This is a genomic window from Actinoplanes sandaracinus, from assembly GCF_030009775.1.
GTDB lineage: Bacteria > Actinomycetota > Actinomycetes > Mycobacteriales > Micromonosporaceae > Actinoplanes > Actinoplanes sandaracinus.
Genome location: NZ_JASCTH010000023.1, coordinates 19,772 through 39,420 on the forward strand (window position 1 = coordinate 19,772; position 19,649 = coordinate 39,420).

Sequence of the window (19,649 nt, forward strand, 5' to 3'; positions counted from 1 at the left end):
CCCCGAACCATAGCGAGTGTGATCAATGATGCGAAGCGCGCTGGTGGACCTCTCCACTCACCACGACAATCGTGGCCTGCAACCACCCGGAACCGACGGGGACTACGGCTTCAACGTCTGGCGCAACACCTTCCCGGCGGAGGAGCTGCCACCACCCGGCTCGACCGTCACGGTGGCCGGCGTGCCGTTCGCCTTCCCGGCACCGGCCGCCGGTGGTGACAACGTGCGGTGCCGCGGTCAGCGGATCGCCGTGCCGGCCGGCAGCTACGACTGGATCTACCTGCTGGGAGCGGCGGAGCGCCGCACCGAGGACGTGGTGACGCTGCACTACGCCGACGGCAGCACCGGCACGGCCCACCTGCGGATGTCTGACTTCTGGCCGCAGACCCCCGACCGCTTCGGTGAGCCGCTCGCCTTCCGGACGAGCGCCATGCGATATCCGCGGCACACCCACGCCGACCATGCCCCGTCGATCTGGCAACAGCGGGTGCCGGTGACCGGGCCGGGCGAGCTCGTCGCCGTGCGGCTGCCGGACAACCCCGGCATGCACGTCTTCGCCATCACCGTCGTCGCCGACCCGGAGGCCCGTCATGCGCGTTGAGCTCGCTCCGATCACGTACTGGCGGCATGACCTGTCGCACTGCCTGCACACCACGGCCGGGGTGCTGCTCGGCTTCCACGGACTCGATCCGGTCGAGGTGCTGGGAGCGGCGTGGGGTTTCTACTATCCCGGCGACGTCCGGCGCGAGGAGTACTACTTCCCGGGCGCGGCCGAGTCGCTCTTGGGCGGCCTGGCTCCGTACCACGCGATCCGGTCGCGCTGGCACACCCCGGCCGACGCCGACGAGGGATGGCGCCAGGTACGCGCCATGGTGGCCGGCGGCGCGCCGGTCGCGGTCGCCGCGGACAACTTCCACCTGCCGTTCCGTCCGGCCTACCGCGACGTGCACACCAACCATCTGCTCGCCGTCTACGGATTCGACGACCGGACCGGTGAGGTGCTGGTGGCCGATCCGGTCCCGCCCGCCTTCCAGGGGCCGATCCCGCTGGCGGCGTTCACCGCGGCCCGCGACTCGCAGAACCCGGTCCGGCACAGCCGGGACCTGTTCTTCACCGCCAACCCGATCGGCAACCGCTGGCTGGAGCTCGACGTCGGCGCCGAACAGCCCGCCTTCACGGCGGATTTCGTGCGGTACGTGCTCGGCGAGAACCTGCGCGGCTTCACCGCACCGTCCGACGACACCTATCGCGGCCGGTCCGGCCTGTCCCGCTTCCTGGACGACGTCATCACCCGGATCGCCGACGATCCGGCCGCGGTCGACGAGGCTTTCGTGGTGCTCGGCCCGGTGCTCGCGGTGACCGGACTGCACGCCGAGTACCTGGCCCTGGCCGGCCGCCGGTTCGACGACCGGCGGCTGTACGAACTGGGCCGTCTCGTCGACGCGGTGGCGCACGACTGGGCGGCGCTGCGGATCGCGGTAGCCACCTGCGGCACTGCCGGCGCCGCCGGGCGCAAGTCCGCCCGGCATCGGGCTGCGTCCCTGCTCGCGGCGCATGACCGAGCGCTGTCGGCGATGGCCGACGCGGCCCGGTAGGGGTTCTCCCCGACTAACGACGACGCCGTCCGAAGGCCATTGTGGTCGAGACGGCGGAACGCGGCCGAAGCGCCGCGGAAGGTCCCGTCCCGCTCACCGCATCACGAACGCTCAAGGAGACAACCGTGAGCCTGCAAGCTTGCCCGGAGTGCGTGGCCGACGTTCCCGTCGGCGCATCCCCGGAACTCAACGAACTCATCGAGTGCCCGGAGTGCGCCGGCGAACTCGAGGTGATCTCGCTCGAGCCGCTGACCCTCGCGGTCGCGCCCGAGGTCGAAGAGGACTGGGGCGAGTGAGAACTCGAGCCGCTGACCCTCGCGGTCGCGCCCGAGGTCACGAAGGACCGGGCGAATGAGAAACGGACCGGGTAACGGACACGGGAGGTAGAAGTGATCAGCGTCGGCATTGTCGGCGGCGCCGGGTACATCGGCGGCGAACTGCTGCGGCTGCTGCTCGGGCATCCCGAGGTCCGGGTGGTCGCCGCGACCTCCACCCGGCTCGCCGGCCGCCGGGTGGACGGTGGCCATCCCAACCTGCGTGGTCGCACCGATCTGAGCTACTCGCGGCCGGACCAGCTGCCGGAGTGCGACGCGGTCTTCTTCACCAGCTCGGGTCTGGAAGACCCGGCGCTGCGGGCGGACCTGGCCGGTCGGGGCAAGGTGGTCTTCGACCTCAGCTCCGACCTGCGACTCGGTGATCCGCAGCTGTTCCGCCGGCACTACGGCGCGCACCCCACGCCGGAGCTGCTCGGCACCGCGGTGACCGGGCTGCCGGAGCTCTACCGGGACCGGCTGCGAACCGCCGATCTGATCAGCGTGCCGGGGTGCATGGCCACCGCGGCGATCCTGGCCCTGCGGCCGGTGGCCGACCTGATCGACGGCGTCGTCACGGTCGATGGCCGGGTCGGGTCGAGCGGCTCGGGGGCCTCCGCCGGGGAGATGAATCTGCACGCCGAGCGCAGCGGGGTACTGCGGGTGTTTGCGCCGCTGAATCACCGCCACCAGGCGGAGATCAGCCAGGCCACCGGCCTGGCTGTGCGGATGACCGCGACGGGCGTGGACGCGGTCCGCGGCGTGCAGGTGCTCTGCCGGGCGGATGCCCGGCAGGTCGACGAGGCGACCATCCGGGCGGCCTACCGCCGCCACTACGCCGACGAGCCGTTCGTGCGGGTGGTGGCCCAGAAGCGCGGCAACTACCGGCTGCCGGAACCGAAGATCCTGCTCGGCTCCAACCACTGTGACGTGGGCTTCGCCGTGGACCCGGACAGCGGCCAGATGCTGCTGATCGGGGCCCTGGACAACCTCGTCAAGGGCGGTGCCGGCAACGCCGTGCAGAGCCTGAACATCCGGATGGGCTGGGACGAGCGGACGGGCCTGGAGTTCACCGGCCTGCACCCGGCCTGACCCGACGCCCCGCCGGCGGATCCGATGCCACCTCGTGCGGCGTCGCGCTCGATCACACCGCGCTCCCCCGCGGTGCCGGGCGCGGCCCGCGGCGCCGGATCCACCGGCGCCCCTTCGCAGCGCAGCACCCCTCATCAGCTTGGGAGCACCCGATGACCTCATCCGTCACCGTCGTCAAGTGTGGCGGCGGCCCATCGCTCGACCTCGAGGCGATCTGCCGGGACGTCGCCGCCCTGACCCGTGCCGACCAGCCAGTGGTGCTGGTGCACGGTGGCTCCGGGGAGTTGGACCGGCTCGCCGACCGCCTCGGCGTGCCGCAACGCCGGATGACCACGCCGAGCGGTTCGTCCAGCCGATACACCGACCCGGCCACCCTCGAGGTGCTGTTGATGGCCCTGGTCGGCAAGGTCAAGCCTGGCCTGGTCGCCGGCCTGGCCCGGCACGGCGCCTCGGCAGTCGGCCTCACCGGCATGGACCATCGGCTGCTCGTGGCTCGTCGTACCGCCACCCACCGGGCCGTACTCGACGGCCGGACGGTACTGATCCGCGACGACCACAACGGCCGCATCCAGTCGGTCGACCCGACCATCGTGCGGCTGCTGGTCGACGCCGGCATCACCCCGGTGATCTCCCCGCCGGCGCTCGGCGAGGACGGGGGACCGGTCAACGTGGACGCCGATCGCGCGGCGGCGGCGGTGGCGGCGGCGCTGGCCACACCGACATGTCGCACCACCCTCATCCTGCTCACCGCCGCGCCCGGCGTCCTGGCGGACCCGGGCGACGAGAGCTCGCTGCGCTCGGAGGTCGCGCTCGCCGCGACCGGCCCGGTCCTGCCCGAGGCGGTCGGCGGGATGACCGTCAAGTTGCAGGCCGCCCGGGACGCGCTGCGCGGCGGCGTGACCCGCGTCCTGGTCGCCGACGGCCGCCGCCCGGCGCCGGTGACCGATGCGCTCGCCGGCGCCGGCACGAGCATCACCACCGAACTGGTCGGGAGCCACCGATGAGCGCCGAGACCACCCCCCGGCGCGGCTTGGCCGAGACCCGTAAGACCCTGCTGGCGCTGCGCGAACGGCAGCGCACCGCGGCCCGCAGCACCACCGACGTGATCACTCCGGCAGACCGGGACCGAGCCCTGCCGCTCTCCTTCACCCAGCAGCGGCTTTGGTTCCTCGACCGGTGGGCGCCCGGCCAGCCGGTCTACAACTCACCGATCGCGCTGCTCCTGCGCGCCGACCTGGACCACGCGGCGCTGCAGCGTGCGCTGACCGCGCTGGTGGCCCGGCACGAGATCCTGCGCACCGTCTATCCCGAGGAGAACGGCGTGCCGTTCCAACGGGTCCAGCCGCCGGCGCCGGTGCCGCTGCCGGTGATCGACCTCACCGACGCCCCGACGGAGCGGGTGGACGCGCTGGTCGAGCAGCTCGCCCGGGAACCGTTTGACCTGTCCACCGGGCCGGTGCTGCGGGCTACCCTGATCCGCCGCGCGCCCCGCGAGCACGTCCTGGTCCTGGCGATGCACCACATCGTGACCGACGGCTGGTCGACCGAGATCGTGACTCGTGAGCTGGTGGCGTTCTACCAGTCCGAGCGGGCCGGCCGGGACGCCGGACTCGGCGAGCTAGCGGTGCAGTACGCCGACTACGCCGTCTGGCAGCGCGGCTGGCTCACCGGTGAGGTGCTGGACGGCCAGCTCAGCTACTGGCGGGACCGGCTGGCCGACCTGCCCTCGCTGGACATGCCGACGGACCGCCCCCGCCCGGCGGTGCCCACCCAACGCGGCACCACCCGTGAGACGTTGCTCGCGCCCGAGCTGCGCGACGCTCTGAACCGGCTCGCCCGGTCCGAACGGGTCACCCTGCTGACCACCGTCCTGGCCGCCTACACCGCGCTGATGTCGCGGTACACCGGGCAGGACGACATCGTGCTCGGCTCGGTCTTCTCCGGGCGTACCCGGCCGGGCACCGAGGAGCTGATCGGCTTCTTCGCCAACACCCTGGTGCTGCGTACCTCCACCGCCGGCGATCCGACCTTCCGGCAGCTTCTCGCGCGTACCCACGAGACCGTGATGGGCGCCCACTTCCACCAGGACCTGCCCTTCGGGCGGCTGGTCGAGGAGCTGCGGCCGGAGCGCGACCCCAGCCGCAACCCGCTCTTCCAGGCCTCGTTCACCCTGCAGCACGCCACCGTCGAAGCGGCCCGGGTGGGCGACATCGAGGTGGAGGGATACCCGCTGGACCTGGGCACCGCCCGGTTCGACCTCGCGGTGCAGCTCACCGAGATTCCGCAGGGGCTGCGGCTGTGGGCCGAGTTCTCCACCGAACTCTTCGACCCGGACCGCATCGAGCGGCTGTTCACGCACTATGACCGGATCCTGCAGGCGGTCACCGCGAACCCGGATCTGCGGCTCAGCGAGCTGCCGCTGCTGACCGATCAGGAGCGCGACCGGTTGACCGCCGAGTGGAACGACACGGGCCGGCGGCTGCCCACCGACGATCGCTGCCTGCACCAGCTGTTCGAGGCGGCCGCCGACGCCCGGCCCGAGGCGCCGGCGTTGCGCTTCGAGCAGGATGGCGCGACCTATCGGGAGCTGGATCGGCGCGCCAACCAGCTGGCCTGGGCGCTGCGTGCGGCAGGGGTGGGGCCGGAGATCGTGACCGGGGTGCTGCTGGAGCGCGGACCGGCGATCCCGGCGGCGCTGCTCGGTGTCACCAAGGCGGGCGGGGCCTACCTGCCGCTCGACCCGGACCACCCGCCGACGCGGTGGGAGACGCTCCTCGCCGAGGCGCGGTCCACGGTGGTCGTGACGACGTCCGCCCGAGCCCGCGCGCTGCCCGCCGGGGTGACCGCCGTCTGCGTCGACGACCCGGCACTGGCCGAACACCCTGAGCACCGCCCGCCGCTGACGGTGCGCCCGGACAACCTGGCCTATGTGATCTTCACGTCCGGTTCGACCGGGCGGCCGAAGGGTGTGCAGGTCAGCCACCGCAGCATTGTCAACTTCACCACCGCAGTCACCGAGTTGTTCCGGATCGGCGACGGGGACCGTGTGCTGCAATTCGCCAACCCGGCCTTCGACGTGAGCCTTTTCGACTTCCTCAGCGCCCTGTGCAGCGGCGCGGAGCTGGTGCAGGCGCCGCGCGAGGTGCTGCTGGACCCTCAGCGGCTGACCGCGCTGATGCGCGACGCCGGGGTGACCGTCGCCGATCTGCCACCCGCGGTGCTCGGCCTGCTGGACCCGGCCGAGCTGCCCGCGCTGCGGACCCTGTTCGTCGGCCTGGAGGCGTTCCCCGGCGAGCTGGTCAACCGGTGGGTCAGCGATACCAGGGAATTCCACAACGGATACGGTCCGACCGAGGCGACCGTCGCGTGCATCGATCATCGGTGCCCGAACGAGCCGCACGACAGCATGCCGCCGATCGGGATGCCGTTGGCCAATTACCGCGCGTACGTGGTGGACCGGTACGGCAACCCGGTGCCGATGGGCGTACCCGGTGAGCTGTTGATCGGCGGGGTGGGGGTGGCCCGGGGTTACGCCCACCGGCCCGCGCAGACCGCGGAACGTTTCGTGCCGGACGAGTTCGGCCCGCCCGGCGGTCGGCTCTACCGCACCGGTGACCTGGTGCGGATGCGCGTGGACGGCAACCTCGAGTTCCTCGGCCGGGTGGACGACCAGATCAAGATCCGTGGGCTGCGAGTGGAGCCCGGCGAGATCGAGGCCGCTCTGACCGCGCACGAGCGGGTCGCCGCAGCTGCGGTGGTGGCGCACGGCAGCGGCGTGGAGGCCCGCCTGGTCGGCTATCTGACCACCGTGGACGACGGCGAGCTGGATCTCGACGACCTGCGGCGCTTCCTCGGTGACCGGTTGCCCGGCTACCTGGTGCCGGGCACTCTCATGGTCCTGCCGGAGCTGCCCCGGGGCGCCAGCGGCAAGCTGGACCGCAAGCGGCTGCCGGCGCCGGACGCCGGCTCGGCTCCGGTCGCGGCGGTGGCACCGTCGACACCGACCGAGCGGATGCTCGCCGATATCTGGCGAGACGTGCTGGCGATCAAGGGCACCGAGCTCTCGGTGCGGGACAACTTCTTCGCCGTCGGCGGCAACTCGTTGAAGATCACCCAGCTGGCCTCGCGGATTCGCGACGCCTTCGGAGTGAGCCTGGATCTACGCGACCTCTTCACCCGGTGCACCATCGCCGAACTCGCCGACCTGGTCGAACAGGGCGAGCTGGCGGCGGTCGCCGACGACGAGCTGGCCGCCCTGCTGGCCGAGATCCAGCCGGGCCACGAGGAGGCGTCGTGAGCACCACGATCGAGCGGGACCCGCGGCTTACCGTTGCGCAGGAGCGGTTCCGCGACGACGTGCGCTCGATGCTCGCCGAGGACCGGGTCCGCCGTGCGGTCGACGACGTCGCGGTCTATCGCCCGGACCAGGAGGCCGCGCACTTAGACGTCTATCGCTGGCTGGGAGCGCGCGGCTGGCTGGCTCCCGGCTGGCCGGTCGAGTACGGCGGGCTGGGCCTGGGCCCGGTGGAGAGCGCCATCGTCACCGAGGAGATGGCCCTCGCCGGTGTGCCGGACGACGTGCACGTGCTGAGCGTGGACATCGTCGGCAGCTTCCTGCTGTTGGAGGGCACCGAGGAGCAGCGCCGCCGGCACCTGCCGGCGATCGCTCGCGGCGAGCGGATAGCCACCGTGCTGTTCACCGAGCCGGACTGCGGCTCGGACCTGTCGGCGCTGACCACCCGGGCCGAGCCCGACGGCGACGGCTGGCGGCTGTACGGCTCAAAGATCTTCAACATGAAGTCGCGCTTCGGCGACGTGGCGCTCTGCGCGGCGCGCACCACCGACAGCGGTGTGGGCATGCACGGCATCACGCTGTTCCTGCTTCCGCTGCGCTCGGCCGGCGTGCACATCGAGCCGGTGCCGAGCATGGCCAACGACCGGTTCGACCTGGTCGTCATCGACGGTGTCCGGGTCACCCGGGCGGACGTGGTGGGCCGGGTCGACGACGGCTGGCGGTCGATCAACGACCTGCTGCAGCTGGAGCGGACCGGCATCGACTTTCACGCCAAGGCCCGTCGCCTGCTGGATCTGGTGATCCGTCGGGCCGCGCAGACCGGCCGGCTCGACGATCCGGCGTACGCACTGCCGCTGGCCGAGCTGGATGCCCGGTTAACCGCCGGGCGGGCGTTGTCCTGGCAGATGGTGCAGAACCTTGCCGAGGCGCGGCCGGACCCGGTCGCCTCCGCGATGGCCAAGTGGTACGTCACCGAGCAGTTCCGGCCGATCCTGCACACCGCCATGGAGGTCGACGGCCTCGACGGCGCGCTCTCCGCCTGGGACGCGGACGCGCCCGGTCTCGGCCGGTTGGAGGCCCAATACCGGCTCGGACCGGTGCACCGGCTGGCCTCGGGAACCTCCGAGGTCATGCTCTACCTGATCGCCACGAACGGACTGGGATTGCTGTGACCGTGACGAGCATCGCGCCCGAGACCGTACGGTCCGACCCGGAGCGCACGCGCCGGCGCGCCGAGGAACTCTTCGATCCGGACCTGAGCCCGGTGCTGCGCCGGCTCGGTCAGCGACCGCGCGGCGCGGCGGACGCAGCCACCCTGCACCCGGACGACGCTGCCGCCCGCGCCGATGTCGCGGACATGCTCGTCGAGCTGGGCTTCCTGGCGGCGGGCGAGGCCGGGCCGGCGGTCGCCGACCTTGTCGAGGTGGCCGAGCTGATCGGTTCGGCGCTCTACCAGAGCCCGTTCCTCGACACCGTGACCGCGGCCGACCTGCTGGCGGCCGACCCGCGGTACGACGCCCTGCGCACCGAGATCGCCGCCGGCGAGCGGACCGTCGCGTTGGCCTGGCGCGAGGACGGCCGCGGTGAGCCGCACCATCCGGCGCCGCTGCGGCTGGACGCGGCCGGCCGCACGGTCACCGGTGTGCGCCGCTTCGTGGCCTTCGCACCCGACGTCGACCTGCTGCTGGTGGTGGGGCGGGCCGGTGTCGAGGACCGGTTGGTGCTGATCGCGCCGGACGCGCCCGGCGTGCGGCTGCGTCGGCAGGACGACATCGGCCGGGGCGACCTCTACGAGGTGACCTTCGACGCCGCCGCGGTCGCCGCGCCCGGATCCGGCCCGGCCGGTGAGCGCTATCCGCAGGCGCTGGCGCGGGCCCGGATCCGGCATGCGGCGTACCTCGCGGGCCTGGCCAGCGGCGCGATCGAGCTGTCGGCGCAGCGACTGCGAGACCGCACGGCGTTCGGCCGGCCGCTCGCGAGCATGCAGGCACTGGCGTTCCGGCTGGCCGCACTGGCCGCCGAGACCACCGCCGTGCTGGCCTTCGCCCGCGAAGCGGCGCAGCGTGCGGATCGGGGCGCCGATGTCCGGCTCGCCGGCGCGCAGGCCGCGTTCCTCGCCGCCGACGTGGCGCGTACCGCCTCGGCCGAGGCGGTGCACCTGCACGGAGCCTCCGGCATGACCGAGGGCTGCGATGCGCAGGTCTTCTACCGCCGGGCGGCCGTGGACGCGTCCTGGCTCGGCACACCCACCGGGCTGCGCATCGAGGCAGCCCGCCTGCTCGCGGCCGGGTATGCCGCGGAGAAGAGGGACTGAGATGGCTCTGCGGCTTCCCACCGACCCGGTCCCGCTCCTGCAGGACCTGATCCGGATCAACACCACGAACCCGCCCGGCGATGAGGGCGCCTGCGTCGCCTACGTGGCCGACCTGCTGACCGATCTGGCGGACGTGGACGTCAAGGTGGTCGGCCCAAGCGCGTCCCGGACCAACCTGGTGGCCCGGTTCCCGGGGCGGGGCGAGGCTCCGCCTCTGCTGCTGCATGGTCACTCCGACGTGGTCCCGGTCACCGGGCAGCGGTGGACCCACCCACCGTTTGAGGGCAGCTTGATCGACGGCGAGGTCTGGGGCCGCGGCGCGATCGACATGAAAGGCGGCCTGGCGATGATGCTGACCGCCCTGGGGCGCCTGCGCGCGGCGGGCGAGCGTCCGGCCGGCGACGTGGTGTTCGCGATGGTGGCCGACGAGGAGGACGGCAGCCGTGCCGGGGCGGGATATCTGGTCAAGAACCATCCCGAGTTGTTTCATGGCGTTCGGTACGCCATCGGCGAGGAGGGCGGCGCCGGCATCGAGTTGGGCGGGGTGCGGTTCCACCCGATCGTGGTGGCCGAGAAACGGGCCTGCTGGCTGCGGTTGACGATCACCGGACCGGGCGGCCACGGTTCCCGGCTGGCGCCGCCGGACACGCCGATGGCGCAGCTTGGCCGGATGCTGATGATGCTCAGCGGGGCACGCCTGCCGCGGCACCAGACCGCGGTCGCCGATCGCATGCTGGCCGAGCTGGCGCTGGGACTGCCCGACTCGCTGTCCCGGTCGGTGCGGCGGATGCGCGAGGACACCGCGCGCGACGACGTGCCGGTCGGTCTCCCGCTGGCGCAGGCGCTGGCGCTGGACTCGGTGTTGCGGCACACGGTCAACCCGACCATCGTCCGGACCACCGAGAAGATCAACGTGCTGCCCAGTGAGATCACCGTCGATCTGGACGGGCGGATCCTGCCCGGCGACTTCTCGGTCGACGACTTCGTCGGCGAGCTGCGCGACCTGATCGGCCCGCAGGCCGGCGTCGAGCTGCTCCTGGAAGGGTCGCGGGTCTATCCGGACCGGATCGCCGAGCCGGAGTTCGGCGGTCTCTACGACAGCATGGCCGCAATCCTCACCAAGATGGACCCGGACGCGAGGCCGCTGCCGATGGTCAGTCCCGCCTCCACCGACGCCCGGCTCTTCGCCCAGCTCGGCATCCGCTGTTACGGCTGGCTGCCGATGCGCCTGCCGGCGGGCAGCCCGCATCGCACCCTGCTGCACACCGCCGACGAGCGGATCCCGGTCGAGGCGCTGCAGTTCGGTGCAGGCTGCCTCACCGAGCTGCTGCGGACCTATCACTGACGGACCGGACATCCGGCGGACCTCAAGACCTTGCGGAAGGAGTGCAATCATGCGGTCGGGATGGCTGACCGACGAGCGCCGCGCCCTACTGGAGCGGCGGCGTCAACGACAAGGTCTGGGCGGCCGGGTGGAACGCATCACCGTACGACCCGATCCGGCCGCGCCCGGCCCACTCTCGGCCGGCCAGCGCCGCCTGTGGTTGCTGGATCAAATCCAACCCGGCAACCCGCTCTACAACATCGCCGGCGGGGTGTGGCTGCGCGGCCCGGTGGACCGCGCCGCCCTGCAGCAGGCGGTCACCGGCGTGGTGCGGCGACATGAAGTGTTGCGTACGGTGCTGCGCGCCACGCCCGACGGCGACGTGCGGCAGCACGTGCTGGCCGCCGCGGAGCAGCGCATCCCGGTCGTCGCGGTGGACGGTGACCCACTGGTCGCGGCCCGTGAGTTCGCCGCCGAACCGTTCGACCTGGCGAACGGTCCGCTGCTGCGCTGCCGACTGCTGGATACCGGTGACGGCTCGCATCTGCTCGTGGTCGTGGTGCACCACTCGGCGGCCGACGGCTGGTCGCTGGACCTGTTGATCAACGACCTGGCCGCGCTCTATCGATCCGCCGTCACGGGCTCGGCGTCCGGGCTGGCGCCGCTGCCGGTGCAGTACGCCGACTACGCGTGGTGGCAGCAGTCCTGGCTCGCCTCGCCGGCCGCGGCCGCGCAGCTGGACCACTGGGAACGCGTCCTGGCCGGCGCGCCGCTGCTCGAGGTCCCGGCCGACCGGCCGTGGCCGGCGCAGCCGTCGTTCGCCGGCGACGCGGTGACCCTGAACCTTCCCGCGGAGGCCGGCCGCCAGCTGGCCGAGCTGGCCGCCAGCGAGCGGGCCACGCCCTTTGTTGTCGCCCTGTCCGGCTTCGCGGTCGTCCTCAGCCGCTGGTCTCGGCAGACCGACCTGGTGATCGCGGTTCCGGTCGCCGGCCGGTCGACCGCCGAGATCTCGCCGCTGGTCGGCTTCTTCGTCAACACCCTGCCGGTCCGTCTCGACCTGAGCGGCAATCCGTCGTTGCGCGAGCTGGTGCGGCGGGTCCGCGACGCCGTACGCGAGGCGCAGTCGCACGCCGACATCCCGTTCGATGCGATCGTCGAGAAGCTGCGGCCGGAGCGCGATCCGGGCGGCCGTACCCCGGTGGTACGGCACCTGTGCCAGATGGACGACGCGCCGCAGCGGCCGGTGCGCATCGGTGAGCTGGAGTTGACCCCGGTGTCGTTGGACACCGCGACGGCCAAGTTCGACCTGAGTCTCGACCTAGTGCCGCGCGTCGACGGCGGCGTCGACGGCCGGCTGGAGTACAGCACCGAGCTGTACGACGAGGCCACCGTGCGGCGCCTGGCCGAGAGCCTGCGGCTGGTGCTCGGCGCCGCCTCGCCCGACACCCCGGTGGAGGCATTGCCGCTGCTGGACACCGCGGAGCGCACCGAGCTGCTGGACCGCTGGAGTGGTGCGTCGGTGCCGGCGCGGCCCGCGGCCGGCACCCTGCACCAGCTCTTCGAGGCGCAGGTCGACGCCACCCCGAAGGCGGTTGCGGTGGAGTTCGACGGAGTGACCGTCGGCTACGCCGAGTTGGACCGGCGCGCCAACCGTCTGGCCCACCTGCTGCGCTCGCGCGGCGCCGGCCGCGGCACGGTGATCGGCGTCTGCCTGCCGCGTGGACCCGAGCTGATGGTGGCGTTGCTGGCGGTGCTCAAGAGCGGCGCGGCCTACCTGCCGTTGGAGAGTGACTACCCACCGGCCCGGATCGCCATGATGCTCGTCGACACCGCCGCGCCGGTCGTCATCGCCGATCCGGCCGGCCTGGATCCGGAGCTGGTCGCGACGCTGCGGGCGGCGGACACCGAGCTGATCTGCCCGGATATGGACGCCGCCGCGATCGACGCGCAGCCCGAGCATCGGCCCGCGGTGGCGCTGAGTGATCGGGACGTCGCTTACGTGATCTTCACGTCCGGGTCGACGGGGCGTCCCAAGGGGGCGATGAACGAGCACGCGGCGGTGGTGAATCGCCTGCTCTGGATGCACCGCGCCCTGGGGCTCGCGCCGGGGGAGGGTGTGCTGCAGAAGACGCCGATCGGCTTCGACGTCTCGGTGTGGGAACTCTTCTGGCCGCTCATCGTCGGTGGTCGCTGCGTCCTCGCCCGTCCCGGCGCGCACCGCGACCCGGATCAGCTCGCCGCGACCATCCGCGCGGCGGACATCACCACCGCGCACTTCGTACCGTCGATGTTGCGGGCTTTCCTCACCGCGAGCGACCTCGACGGGTGCCGTCGGGTCCTGCGCCGGATCGTCTGCAGCGGCGAGGAACTGCCGGCCGCGCTGGTCACCGAGGCGGTCCGGCTCCTGCCGGACACCGAGATCCTCAATCTGTACGGTCCCACCGAGGCCGCCGTAGACGTGACCTGGTATCGATGCGCCGAAGGGTACGACACCCGGGTGCCGATCGGCCGGCCCATCGACGGCGCCCGCCTCTACGTCGTCGACGCGCACGACGCGCCGGTCCCGGTCGGTGTCCCCGGTGAGCTGCTGCTGGGCGGCCTCCCGGTGTGCCGGGGCTACCTGCGCCGGCCCGGTCTGACCGCGGACCGCTTCCGGCCCGACCCGTTCGGTGCGCCCGGAGCCAGGGTGTACCGCACCGGCGACTTGGTGCGGTGGCGCCCGGACGGCACCCTGGAGTACCTCGGCCGGCTGGACAATCAGGTCAAGCTGCGCGGCATGCGCATCGAGCTGGGCGAGATCGAGCACGCGCTGACCGGCCACGACGCGGTCGACTCCGCGGTCGTGGAGCTGCGTCCCGGCCCGAGCGGCACCCCGTGCCTGGTCGCCTATCTGCGGTTGCACCCGAACGCCGCGGAACTGCTCGACGGCTCGCCCGCGCCGCAGGTCCGCGCATACCTGCGGGGGCTGCTGCCGGCGCACGCCGTGCCGAGCGAGGTGGTGATCGTCCAGGAGTGGCCGGTGAGCCCGAACGGCAAACTGGACCGCCGAGCCCTGCCCGACCCGGAGCCCACGTCGGTCGGCGACGCCTACGTGGCGCCCACCGACGAGGTGGAACGCGAGGTGGCCCGGGTCTGGGCGGACGTGCTGGGCCGCGATCGGATCAGCGTCACCGACAACTTCTTCGACCTGGGCGGGCACTCGTTGCTCGCCGTGCAGGTCGTCACCCGGGTTCGCGCCGCGTTCGGCGTGGACATCCCGCTCAGCCGGCTGTTCGCCGCCCCCACCGTCGCGGCGATGGCCCGCGCCATCGGCAGCGCCCGCCAGCGTCCGGCCGGCGCGCCCGTGCTGCGCCGGGTGGACCGCACCCGATTCCGGGTGCCGGCCGCCCCCTCCCACCCCGCCACCGAGGAGTCGCGACCATGACCGAGGAGCTCTACGTTCTGCCGGCCTCGTTCGGCCAGAAACGCTTGTGGCTGTTGGAGCAGATCCAGCCGGACACCCCGCTCTACACGATGGCCGCCGCGCTGCGGCTGCGCGGCACGCTCGACGTCACCGCGCTGTCCGCTGCGCTGACCGAGGTGGTCCAGCGGCACGAGGTGCTGCGGACCGTGCTGCGCCTCGACGGCGGCCAGGTGGTCCAGGTGGTCCGGGAGCCCGGGCCGGTGGACCTGGAGACGGTGGAGGCGCCGGACGGCTTCGACGCCGCCGTGCTGGCGGCGAGCCGACTGGCCGCTCGGCCCTTCGACCTGGCCACCGGGCCGCTGCTGCGCTGCTACCTGGTGCGGGCGGCGGCCGACGACCATCTGCTGCTCGCCGTGGTTCATCACACCGTGGCCGACGGGTGGTCGATGGGCGTGCTGATGCGCGAGCTCACCGCGCTTTACGCGGCCGGCACCCGCGGCGTGCCCGCGGCGCTGCCCGAGCTGCCCGTGCAGTACGCCGACTACGCCCTCTGGCAGCAGGAACAACTCGACTCGGGCGCGCTCACCGATCAGCTGGACTTCTGGCGTCGGGAACTCGCCGGGGTCACCCCCCTGCGGCTGCCGCCCGACCACCCGCGCACCCCGGCGCCGACGTTCGCCGCGGCGACCGCACCGGTGACGGTCGCCGCCGCCGCCGTACGCCAACTGCGGGCCGTCGCGGAGGGTGACGGGGTGACCGCCTCGATGGTGGCGATGGCGGCGTACGCCGCCGTCTTGGCCCGCTGGAGCCGCCAGGACGACCTGGTGATCGGTGTGCCGGTCGCCGGGCGAGCCGAATTGGACCTGGAGCCGCTGGTCGGCTTCTTCGTCAACACCCTGCCGATCCGCCTCGACCTGTCGGATGACCCGACCTTCGGCGAACTGCTCGGCCGGGTCCGCGACCACTGCCTGGCCGCCTACCAGCACGCCGACATCCCGTTCGAGCTGCTGGTGGACGAGCTGAAGCCGGACCGTCGGGCCGGGCAGCTGCCGCTCGCGCAGACCATGTTGGCGGTCAACAACACGGTGCTGCCACACCTGACCGACCTGCCCGGACTGACCGTCGAGCCGGTGCGGCTGCCGGAGACCCGGGCGCACTTCGACGTGACGCTCGATCTGGTGGAGTCGGACGACGCGCTGCGCGGCATCGTTGCCGCGCAGGCCGACCTGTTCACTGCCGAGACGGCCGCGCTGGTGGCTCGCTCGTTCACCACGCTGCTGCGCGCGGCGGTGGTGTCACCCAGCACCCGGCTCTCCGAGTTGCCCTGTCCGGTGGCGACCGAGCGGGACGTCGACGTGGTGGCGCTGCCGAGCCCCGACACCGAGCCAGCGCCGGTGGGCGGAGCCATCCCGGACGGGGACGACACCGCACGTACCCCCACCGAGCTGGTGTTGGTGCGGCTCTGGTCGGAGATCTTGGAGCGCGACGGCGTGGGCGTGCACGAGGAGTTCTACGCCGCCGGCGGCAACTCGCTGCGCGCCGTGCGGGTGGTTCTGCGGGCCCGGGAGCTGGGCGTCGACCTGCCGGTCGACGCGGTGCTGGGCGAGCACACCATCCGGGACCTGGCCGCGCTGGCCTGACCCGGCCGCATGGGTGGGGACCGCCCGGTCACCACCCATGCGGATCAGTCGGGTAGCTGCCGCAGTCGGCGCAACGGAGCCACGGTGGCCGGCAGCACCGACAGCAGCAGCACGATCGGGGCCAGCCACAGCGTCGCCCGAGCGCCGATCGTGTCGGCGAGCACGCCGGCCACCGCCGCGGCGATCGGCACCGCGCCGAGGGCGATCAGCCGATAGGTCGCCGTCATCCGGGCATGTAACTCGGGTGCGGTGGTGCGCTGGCGTACCGTCACGGCCACCACACCGCCGGCGGCCGCGCCCGCGCAGCCGATCAGGAAGGCGGCCCCGCACAGCGCGGTCGCGGTGAGCACGGAGCCGCCGGCGGCCGGAAGGACGAAGTAGACGGTGGTGGAAAAGACCAGGGCGGTGAGCAGGGCGCGGCCGTAGCCGACCCGGGCGATCAACGCCGGGGCGGTCAGGGCGCCGATGATGGCGCCCACGCCACCCAGGGTCAGGACCACACCGTAGGCGGCGCCGCCGTATCCGAGGTCGTGCACGAAGTGGATGAGGAAAGCCACCGTGATCAGCTCGATGCCGGCGTTGTAGACGGCGGCGTGCAGGGCGACCGCGCGCACCGGCGGGTTGCCGAGCACCGCACGCAGCCCCTCGGACAGCTCCCGGCGCAGGTTCCGGCGCTGCGGGGCGTCGACCGCCGCCGGGCCCGCCGCGTCGACCGCCGCCGGGCCCGCCGCGGCCGGCTCGCGGCGCCGGATCAGCAGCAGCATGGTCATCGCGACCAGGTAGGACGCGAAGTCGGCGAGCAGCGTCGCGGCCAGCCCGATCAGGCTCGCCATCCAGCCGGCCAGCGCCGGGCCGGTGGTCGCCCCCACCGCCTGATTGGCCAGGATCCGGCTGTTGGCCCGGTCCAGTGCCGCCGGGGCGACCAGCCGGGGCAGATAGGCGGCGGCCGCGACGTCGTACCCGACGGTCATCGCGCCGCCGGCCAGGGCGGCCACGCACAGCAACGGGAGCGAGAGCACGTCCAGTGCGGCGGCGACCGGGATGCTGAGCACCAGCGCCGCGCGCCCGGCGTCCAGACCGATCATGATCGGGCGGCGGGCGCGCCGTTCGACCCAGACCCCGGCGAACAACGGAAGCACGAAGAACGGCACGGTGTAGCACGCCTGCAACAGCCCGACGCCCGCGCCGGAGCTGGACAGCACCGTCACCGCCAGCAACGGCAGCGCGAAGAGCGTCACCTGGGAGCCGAGCTGCGAGACGAGATCGCCGGTGGCGAACAGGCGGAAGTCGCGAGCCCCTTCCCGCGGCGCCGGGCGACGGGGTACGGACTGCTGCGTAACGGTCATCGATCGTCTCCACCGTGGTCGGCAATGCGGGCCGGGCGCACGAAGCCTGACAGCGGGCGGGCGGTGCGGGCGAGTCGGGGAAACCACCGATCCATGCCGGGCCTCGGATTCGGTGAGGGTGAAGCGGTAACTCGACCCAGCCGCCGACCGCGGTACGACCTTCCGAGGGTGTAGTTGATGACCTGGCACGATGTGCTATCCGAGGCGGCCGGTCAGTGGCCGGACCGTACCGCGTTCACCTTCCACGCCGAAGAGGCCGGCCCGCCGGCCCGGTTCAGCTATGCGGATCTGGACCGGCGTTCCCGGGCGATCGCCGCGGACCTGATCGACCGCGGCCTCGCCGGGCGACCGGTGCTGCTGCTCTTCCCGGCCGGCCTGGACTATGTGGCCGCCTTCTTCGGCTGCCTCTACGCCGGGGCCGTGGCGGTGCCCGCCTACCCGCCGCAACGCCACCGCCGATCCGTCGAACGGGTCGTCGCGATCATGCGCGACTGCGCGGCCGACACGGCGCTGACCACCGCGACCGTCCGCGACCGGCTCACCCCGCGGCTGAGCGAGGTGCCGGAGCTGGCCGGGCTGCGCCTGATCGCCACCGACACGGTCGCCGACAGCGCCGCCGCGGCGTTCACCGCGCCGCCGCTCGACGACGACTCGCTCGCCTTCCTGCAATACACCTCCGGGTCGACCGCCAGCCCGCGCGGCGTGGTACTCACCCATCGCAACCTGCTCGCCAACACCACGCTGATCCGCGAGCTGTTCGCCCTCCCGCCGGACATGCGCGGGGTGTCCTGGCTGCCGATGTATCACGACATGGGCCTGATCGGGTCGGTCATGGCGACCGTCGCCCGGGGCGGCTCCATGGCGCTGATGGCGCCGGCCACCTTCGCCCGTGATCCGTTCCGCTGGCTCTCGCTGATCAGCGCCGAGCGTGCCAACGTCAGCGGCGGGCCCAACTTCGCGTACGACCTGTGCGTCGAGCAGATCACCGAGGAGCAGAAGGAGCAGCTGGACCTGAGCTGCTGGGAGGTGGCCTTCAACGGCGCCGAGCCGGTCCGCGAGTCGACGCTGCGCCGGTTCGCCGACGCCTTCGCGGTCAGCGGGTTCCGCTCTCGGGCGTTGCTGCCCTGTTACGGGCTCGCGGAGGCGTCGCTGGTGGTGAGCGCCGGCCCGGCCGGCACCGGCTACCGCTCGCTCAGCGCGGGCGACGGCGCGGGCCGGCCCCTGGTCGCCAGCGGCGCCCTGCCGCCACAGCAGCGGGTGGAGGTGGTCGACCCCGAGTCGGGTGCCCCGGTGCCTGACGGGGTGGAGGGCGAGATCTGGGTGCACGGGCCGAGCGTGGCTCAGGGCTACTTCAACCGCGCGGAGGCCACCGAGCAGACCTTCGGCGCCACCCTGGCCGGCACCGACGCGCCGCGCTTCCTGCGCACTGGCGACCTGGGTTTCCTGCGCGACGGGCAGCTGGTCGTCACCGGGCGACGCAAGGACCTGATCGTGATCCGCGGCCGGAACCACTACCCGCAGGACATCGAGCTGACCGCGGGCAGGTGCTCACCGGCGCTGCGACCGAACGGCGGAGCGGCCTTTTCGGTGCCCGGCGCCGACGGCGCGGAGAGCCTGGTCGTGGTGCACGAACTGCGGCACGGCCAGGACGAGCCAGACCTCGGCGCCCTGGCCCGCGACATCCAGGCGGCGGTGGCCGAGGAGCACGAGGTCCGGCCCGCCGCGGTGGTGCTGATCCGCACCGCCTCGCTGCCCCGCACCTCCAGCGGCAAGGTGGCCCGATACGCCTGCCGCGCCGCCTACCTCGCCGACGAGCTGCTCGTGCTCGGCATGGTGCGGGACGAGGCCCGGCCCGACCACGCCCCGGTGGCGGCGGCCGAGACGGTGCCGGTCACCCCGCAGGGCGTGACCGATCTGCTGCTGGCCTGCGTCGCCGAGCTGACCGGCATGTCGCCGGACCAGATCGACGCGTCGCGCTTCCTGGCGGAGGTGGGCCTGGACTCCCTGGAGACGCTGCGGCTGCAGCACCTGGTCCAGCGCCGGCTCGGCGTGACCACGGCCGCGGAGCAGTGGACGAGCGGCAGCATCGCCGACCTGGCCGCCGCGCTCGCTGCGGCTCGACGGCAGGAGCCGCAGGTGAGCGAGCCGGAGCAGTCCGGCGCCGGCGACCGGCCGTTGACCGACACCCAACGCGCCATGTGGTTCCTGCAGCAGCTCGCGCCGCACAGCAGCGGCTATCACGTGAGTCTGGCCGTGGGGGGGGGGGGGGGGGGCCCCCCCCGGGCCCGCGGCCCGGCCGGCCCCCCCCACGGCGCCCCGCCACAAGCCTA

General features: G+C 72.9%; 13 protein-coding genes. 12 read left to right on the forward strand and 1 reads right to left on the reverse strand.

The features are described 5' to 3' along the window. The first annotated feature begins 25 nt into the window (after positions 1 to 25). The 11 genes from QLQ12_RS30715 to QLQ12_RS30765 all read left to right on the forward strand — a co-directional run bounded on the left by QLQ12_RS30715 (position 26) and on the right by QLQ12_RS30765 (position 15,973). Positions 26 to 601 (forward strand): hypothetical protein, encoded by a 576-nt coding sequence (locus QLQ12_RS30715; RefSeq protein ID WP_282764002.1) that lies wholly within the window; start codon positions 26 to 28, stop codon positions 599 to 601. Continuing rightward, the gene (locus QLQ12_RS30720; protein WP_282764003.1) at positions 591 to 1,595 is read left to right on the forward strand and encodes a BtrH N-terminal domain-containing protein; all 1,005 of its coding nucleotides are present in this window, start codon (positions 591 to 593) and stop codon (positions 1,593 to 1,595) included. The genes QLQ12_RS30715 and QLQ12_RS30720 overlap by 11 nt, the downstream gene beginning before the upstream one ends. Before the next feature lie 125 nt (positions 1,596 to 1,720). Then, entirely contained in the window at positions 1,721 to 1,891 is a 171-nt protein-coding gene (gene lysW, locus QLQ12_RS30725) for a lysine biosynthesis protein LysW (protein ID WP_282764004.1), read from the forward strand. Between the two features lie 93 nt (positions 1,892 to 1,984). Continuing rightward, a complete protein-coding gene (gene argC, locus QLQ12_RS30730; protein WP_282764005.1) occupies positions 1,985 to 2,998 on the forward strand; it encodes an N-acetyl-gamma-glutamyl-phosphate reductase in 1,014 nt (337 codons plus the stop codon). 152 nt (positions 2,999 to 3,150) lie between these two features. Then, on the forward strand, positions 3,151 to 4,002 hold the full coding sequence (locus QLQ12_RS30735) for a [LysW]-aminoadipate kinase (protein WP_282764006.1): 852 nt from the start codon (positions 3,151 to 3,153) through the stop codon (positions 4,000 to 4,002). Then, positions 3,999 to 7,295 carry a non-ribosomal peptide synthetase gene (locus QLQ12_RS30740; protein WP_282764007.1) on the forward strand — a complete coding sequence of 1,099 codons (3,297 nt, stop codon included), beginning with the start codon at positions 3,999 to 4,001 and terminating at the stop codon, positions 7,293 to 7,295. Before QLQ12_RS30735 ends, QLQ12_RS30740 begins: the two co-directional genes overlap by 4 nt. Beyond that, a complete protein-coding gene (locus QLQ12_RS30745; protein WP_282764008.1) occupies positions 7,292 to 8,464 on the forward strand; it encodes an acyl-CoA dehydrogenase family protein in 1,173 nt (390 codons plus the stop codon). Before QLQ12_RS30740 ends, QLQ12_RS30745 begins: the two co-directional genes overlap by 4 nt. Positions 8,465 to 8,466: 2 nt before the next feature. Continuing rightward, a complete protein-coding gene (locus QLQ12_RS30750) occupies positions 8,467 to 9,606 on the forward strand; it encodes an acyl-CoA dehydrogenase family protein (RefSeq protein ID WP_282764009.1) in 1,140 nt (379 codons plus the stop codon). A 1-nt stretch (position 9,607) separates the two neighbouring features. Continuing rightward, positions 9,608 to 10,951 carry a M20/M25/M40 family metallo-hydrolase gene (locus QLQ12_RS30755; protein WP_282764010.1) on the forward strand — a complete coding sequence of 448 codons (1,344 nt, stop codon included), beginning with the start codon at positions 9,608 to 9,610 and terminating at the stop codon, positions 10,949 to 10,951. Between the two features lie 49 nt (positions 10,952 to 11,000). After that, positions 11,001 to 14,354, forward strand: a complete 3,354-nt coding sequence (locus tag QLQ12_RS30760; protein WP_282764011.1) for an amino acid adenylation domain-containing protein — start codon at positions 11,001 to 11,003, stop codon at positions 14,352 to 14,354. After that, complete coding sequence (locus tag QLQ12_RS30765; RefSeq protein ID WP_282764012.1) at positions 14,351 to 15,973, forward strand: condensation domain-containing protein; 1,623 nt, start codon at positions 14,351 to 14,353, stop codon at positions 15,971 to 15,973. The genes QLQ12_RS30760 and QLQ12_RS30765 overlap by 4 nt, the downstream gene beginning before the upstream one ends. 44 nt (positions 15,974 to 16,017) lie before the next feature. Here QLQ12_RS30765 and QLQ12_RS30770 read toward each other — a convergent pair whose 3' ends face one another. Further along, a complete protein-coding gene (locus QLQ12_RS30770) occupies positions 16,018 to 17,319 on the reverse strand; it encodes an MFS transporter (protein WP_282764013.1) in 1,302 nt (433 codons plus the stop codon). Between the two features lie 177 nt (positions 17,320 to 17,496). Between QLQ12_RS30770 and QLQ12_RS30775 the strand changes: the two genes are divergently transcribed. Continuing rightward, on the forward strand, positions 17,497 to 19,649 hold a 2,153-nt coding region (locus tag QLQ12_RS30775), incomplete at its 3' end, for an AMP-binding protein (protein WP_282764014.1).

Excerpts from the sequence above, each read along its gene's own strand:
- QLQ12_RS30715 (WP_282764002.1), top strand. The coding sequence starts at position 26 with ATGATGCGAAGCGCGCTGGTGGACCTCTCCACTCACCACGACAATCGT.
- QLQ12_RS30740 (WP_282764007.1), top strand. The coding sequence starts at position 3,999 with ATGAGCGCCGAGACCACCCCCCGGCGCGGCTTGGCCGAGACCCGTAAG.
- QLQ12_RS30770 (WP_282764013.1), bottom strand. The coding sequence starts at position 17,319 with ATGACCGTTACGCAGCAGTCCGTACCCCGTCGCCCGGCGCCGCGGGAA.
- QLQ12_RS30755 (WP_282764010.1), top strand. The coding sequence starts at position 9,608 with ATGGCTCTGCGGCTTCCCACCGACCCGGTCCCGCTCCTGCAGGACCTG.
- QLQ12_RS30765 (WP_282764012.1), top strand. The coding sequence starts at position 14,351 with ATGACCGAGGAGCTCTACGTTCTGCCGGCCTCGTTCGGCCAGAAACGC.
- QLQ12_RS30720 (WP_282764003.1), top strand. The coding sequence starts at position 591 with ATGCGCGTTGAGCTCGCTCCGATCACGTACTGGCGGCATGACCTGTCG.
- QLQ12_RS30760 (WP_282764011.1), top strand. The coding sequence starts at position 11,001 with ATGCGGTCGGGATGGCTGACCGACGAGCGCCGCGCCCTACTGGAGCGG.
- QLQ12_RS30735 (WP_282764006.1), top strand. The coding sequence starts at position 3,151 with ATGACCTCATCCGTCACCGTCGTCAAGTGTGGCGGCGGCCCATCGCTC.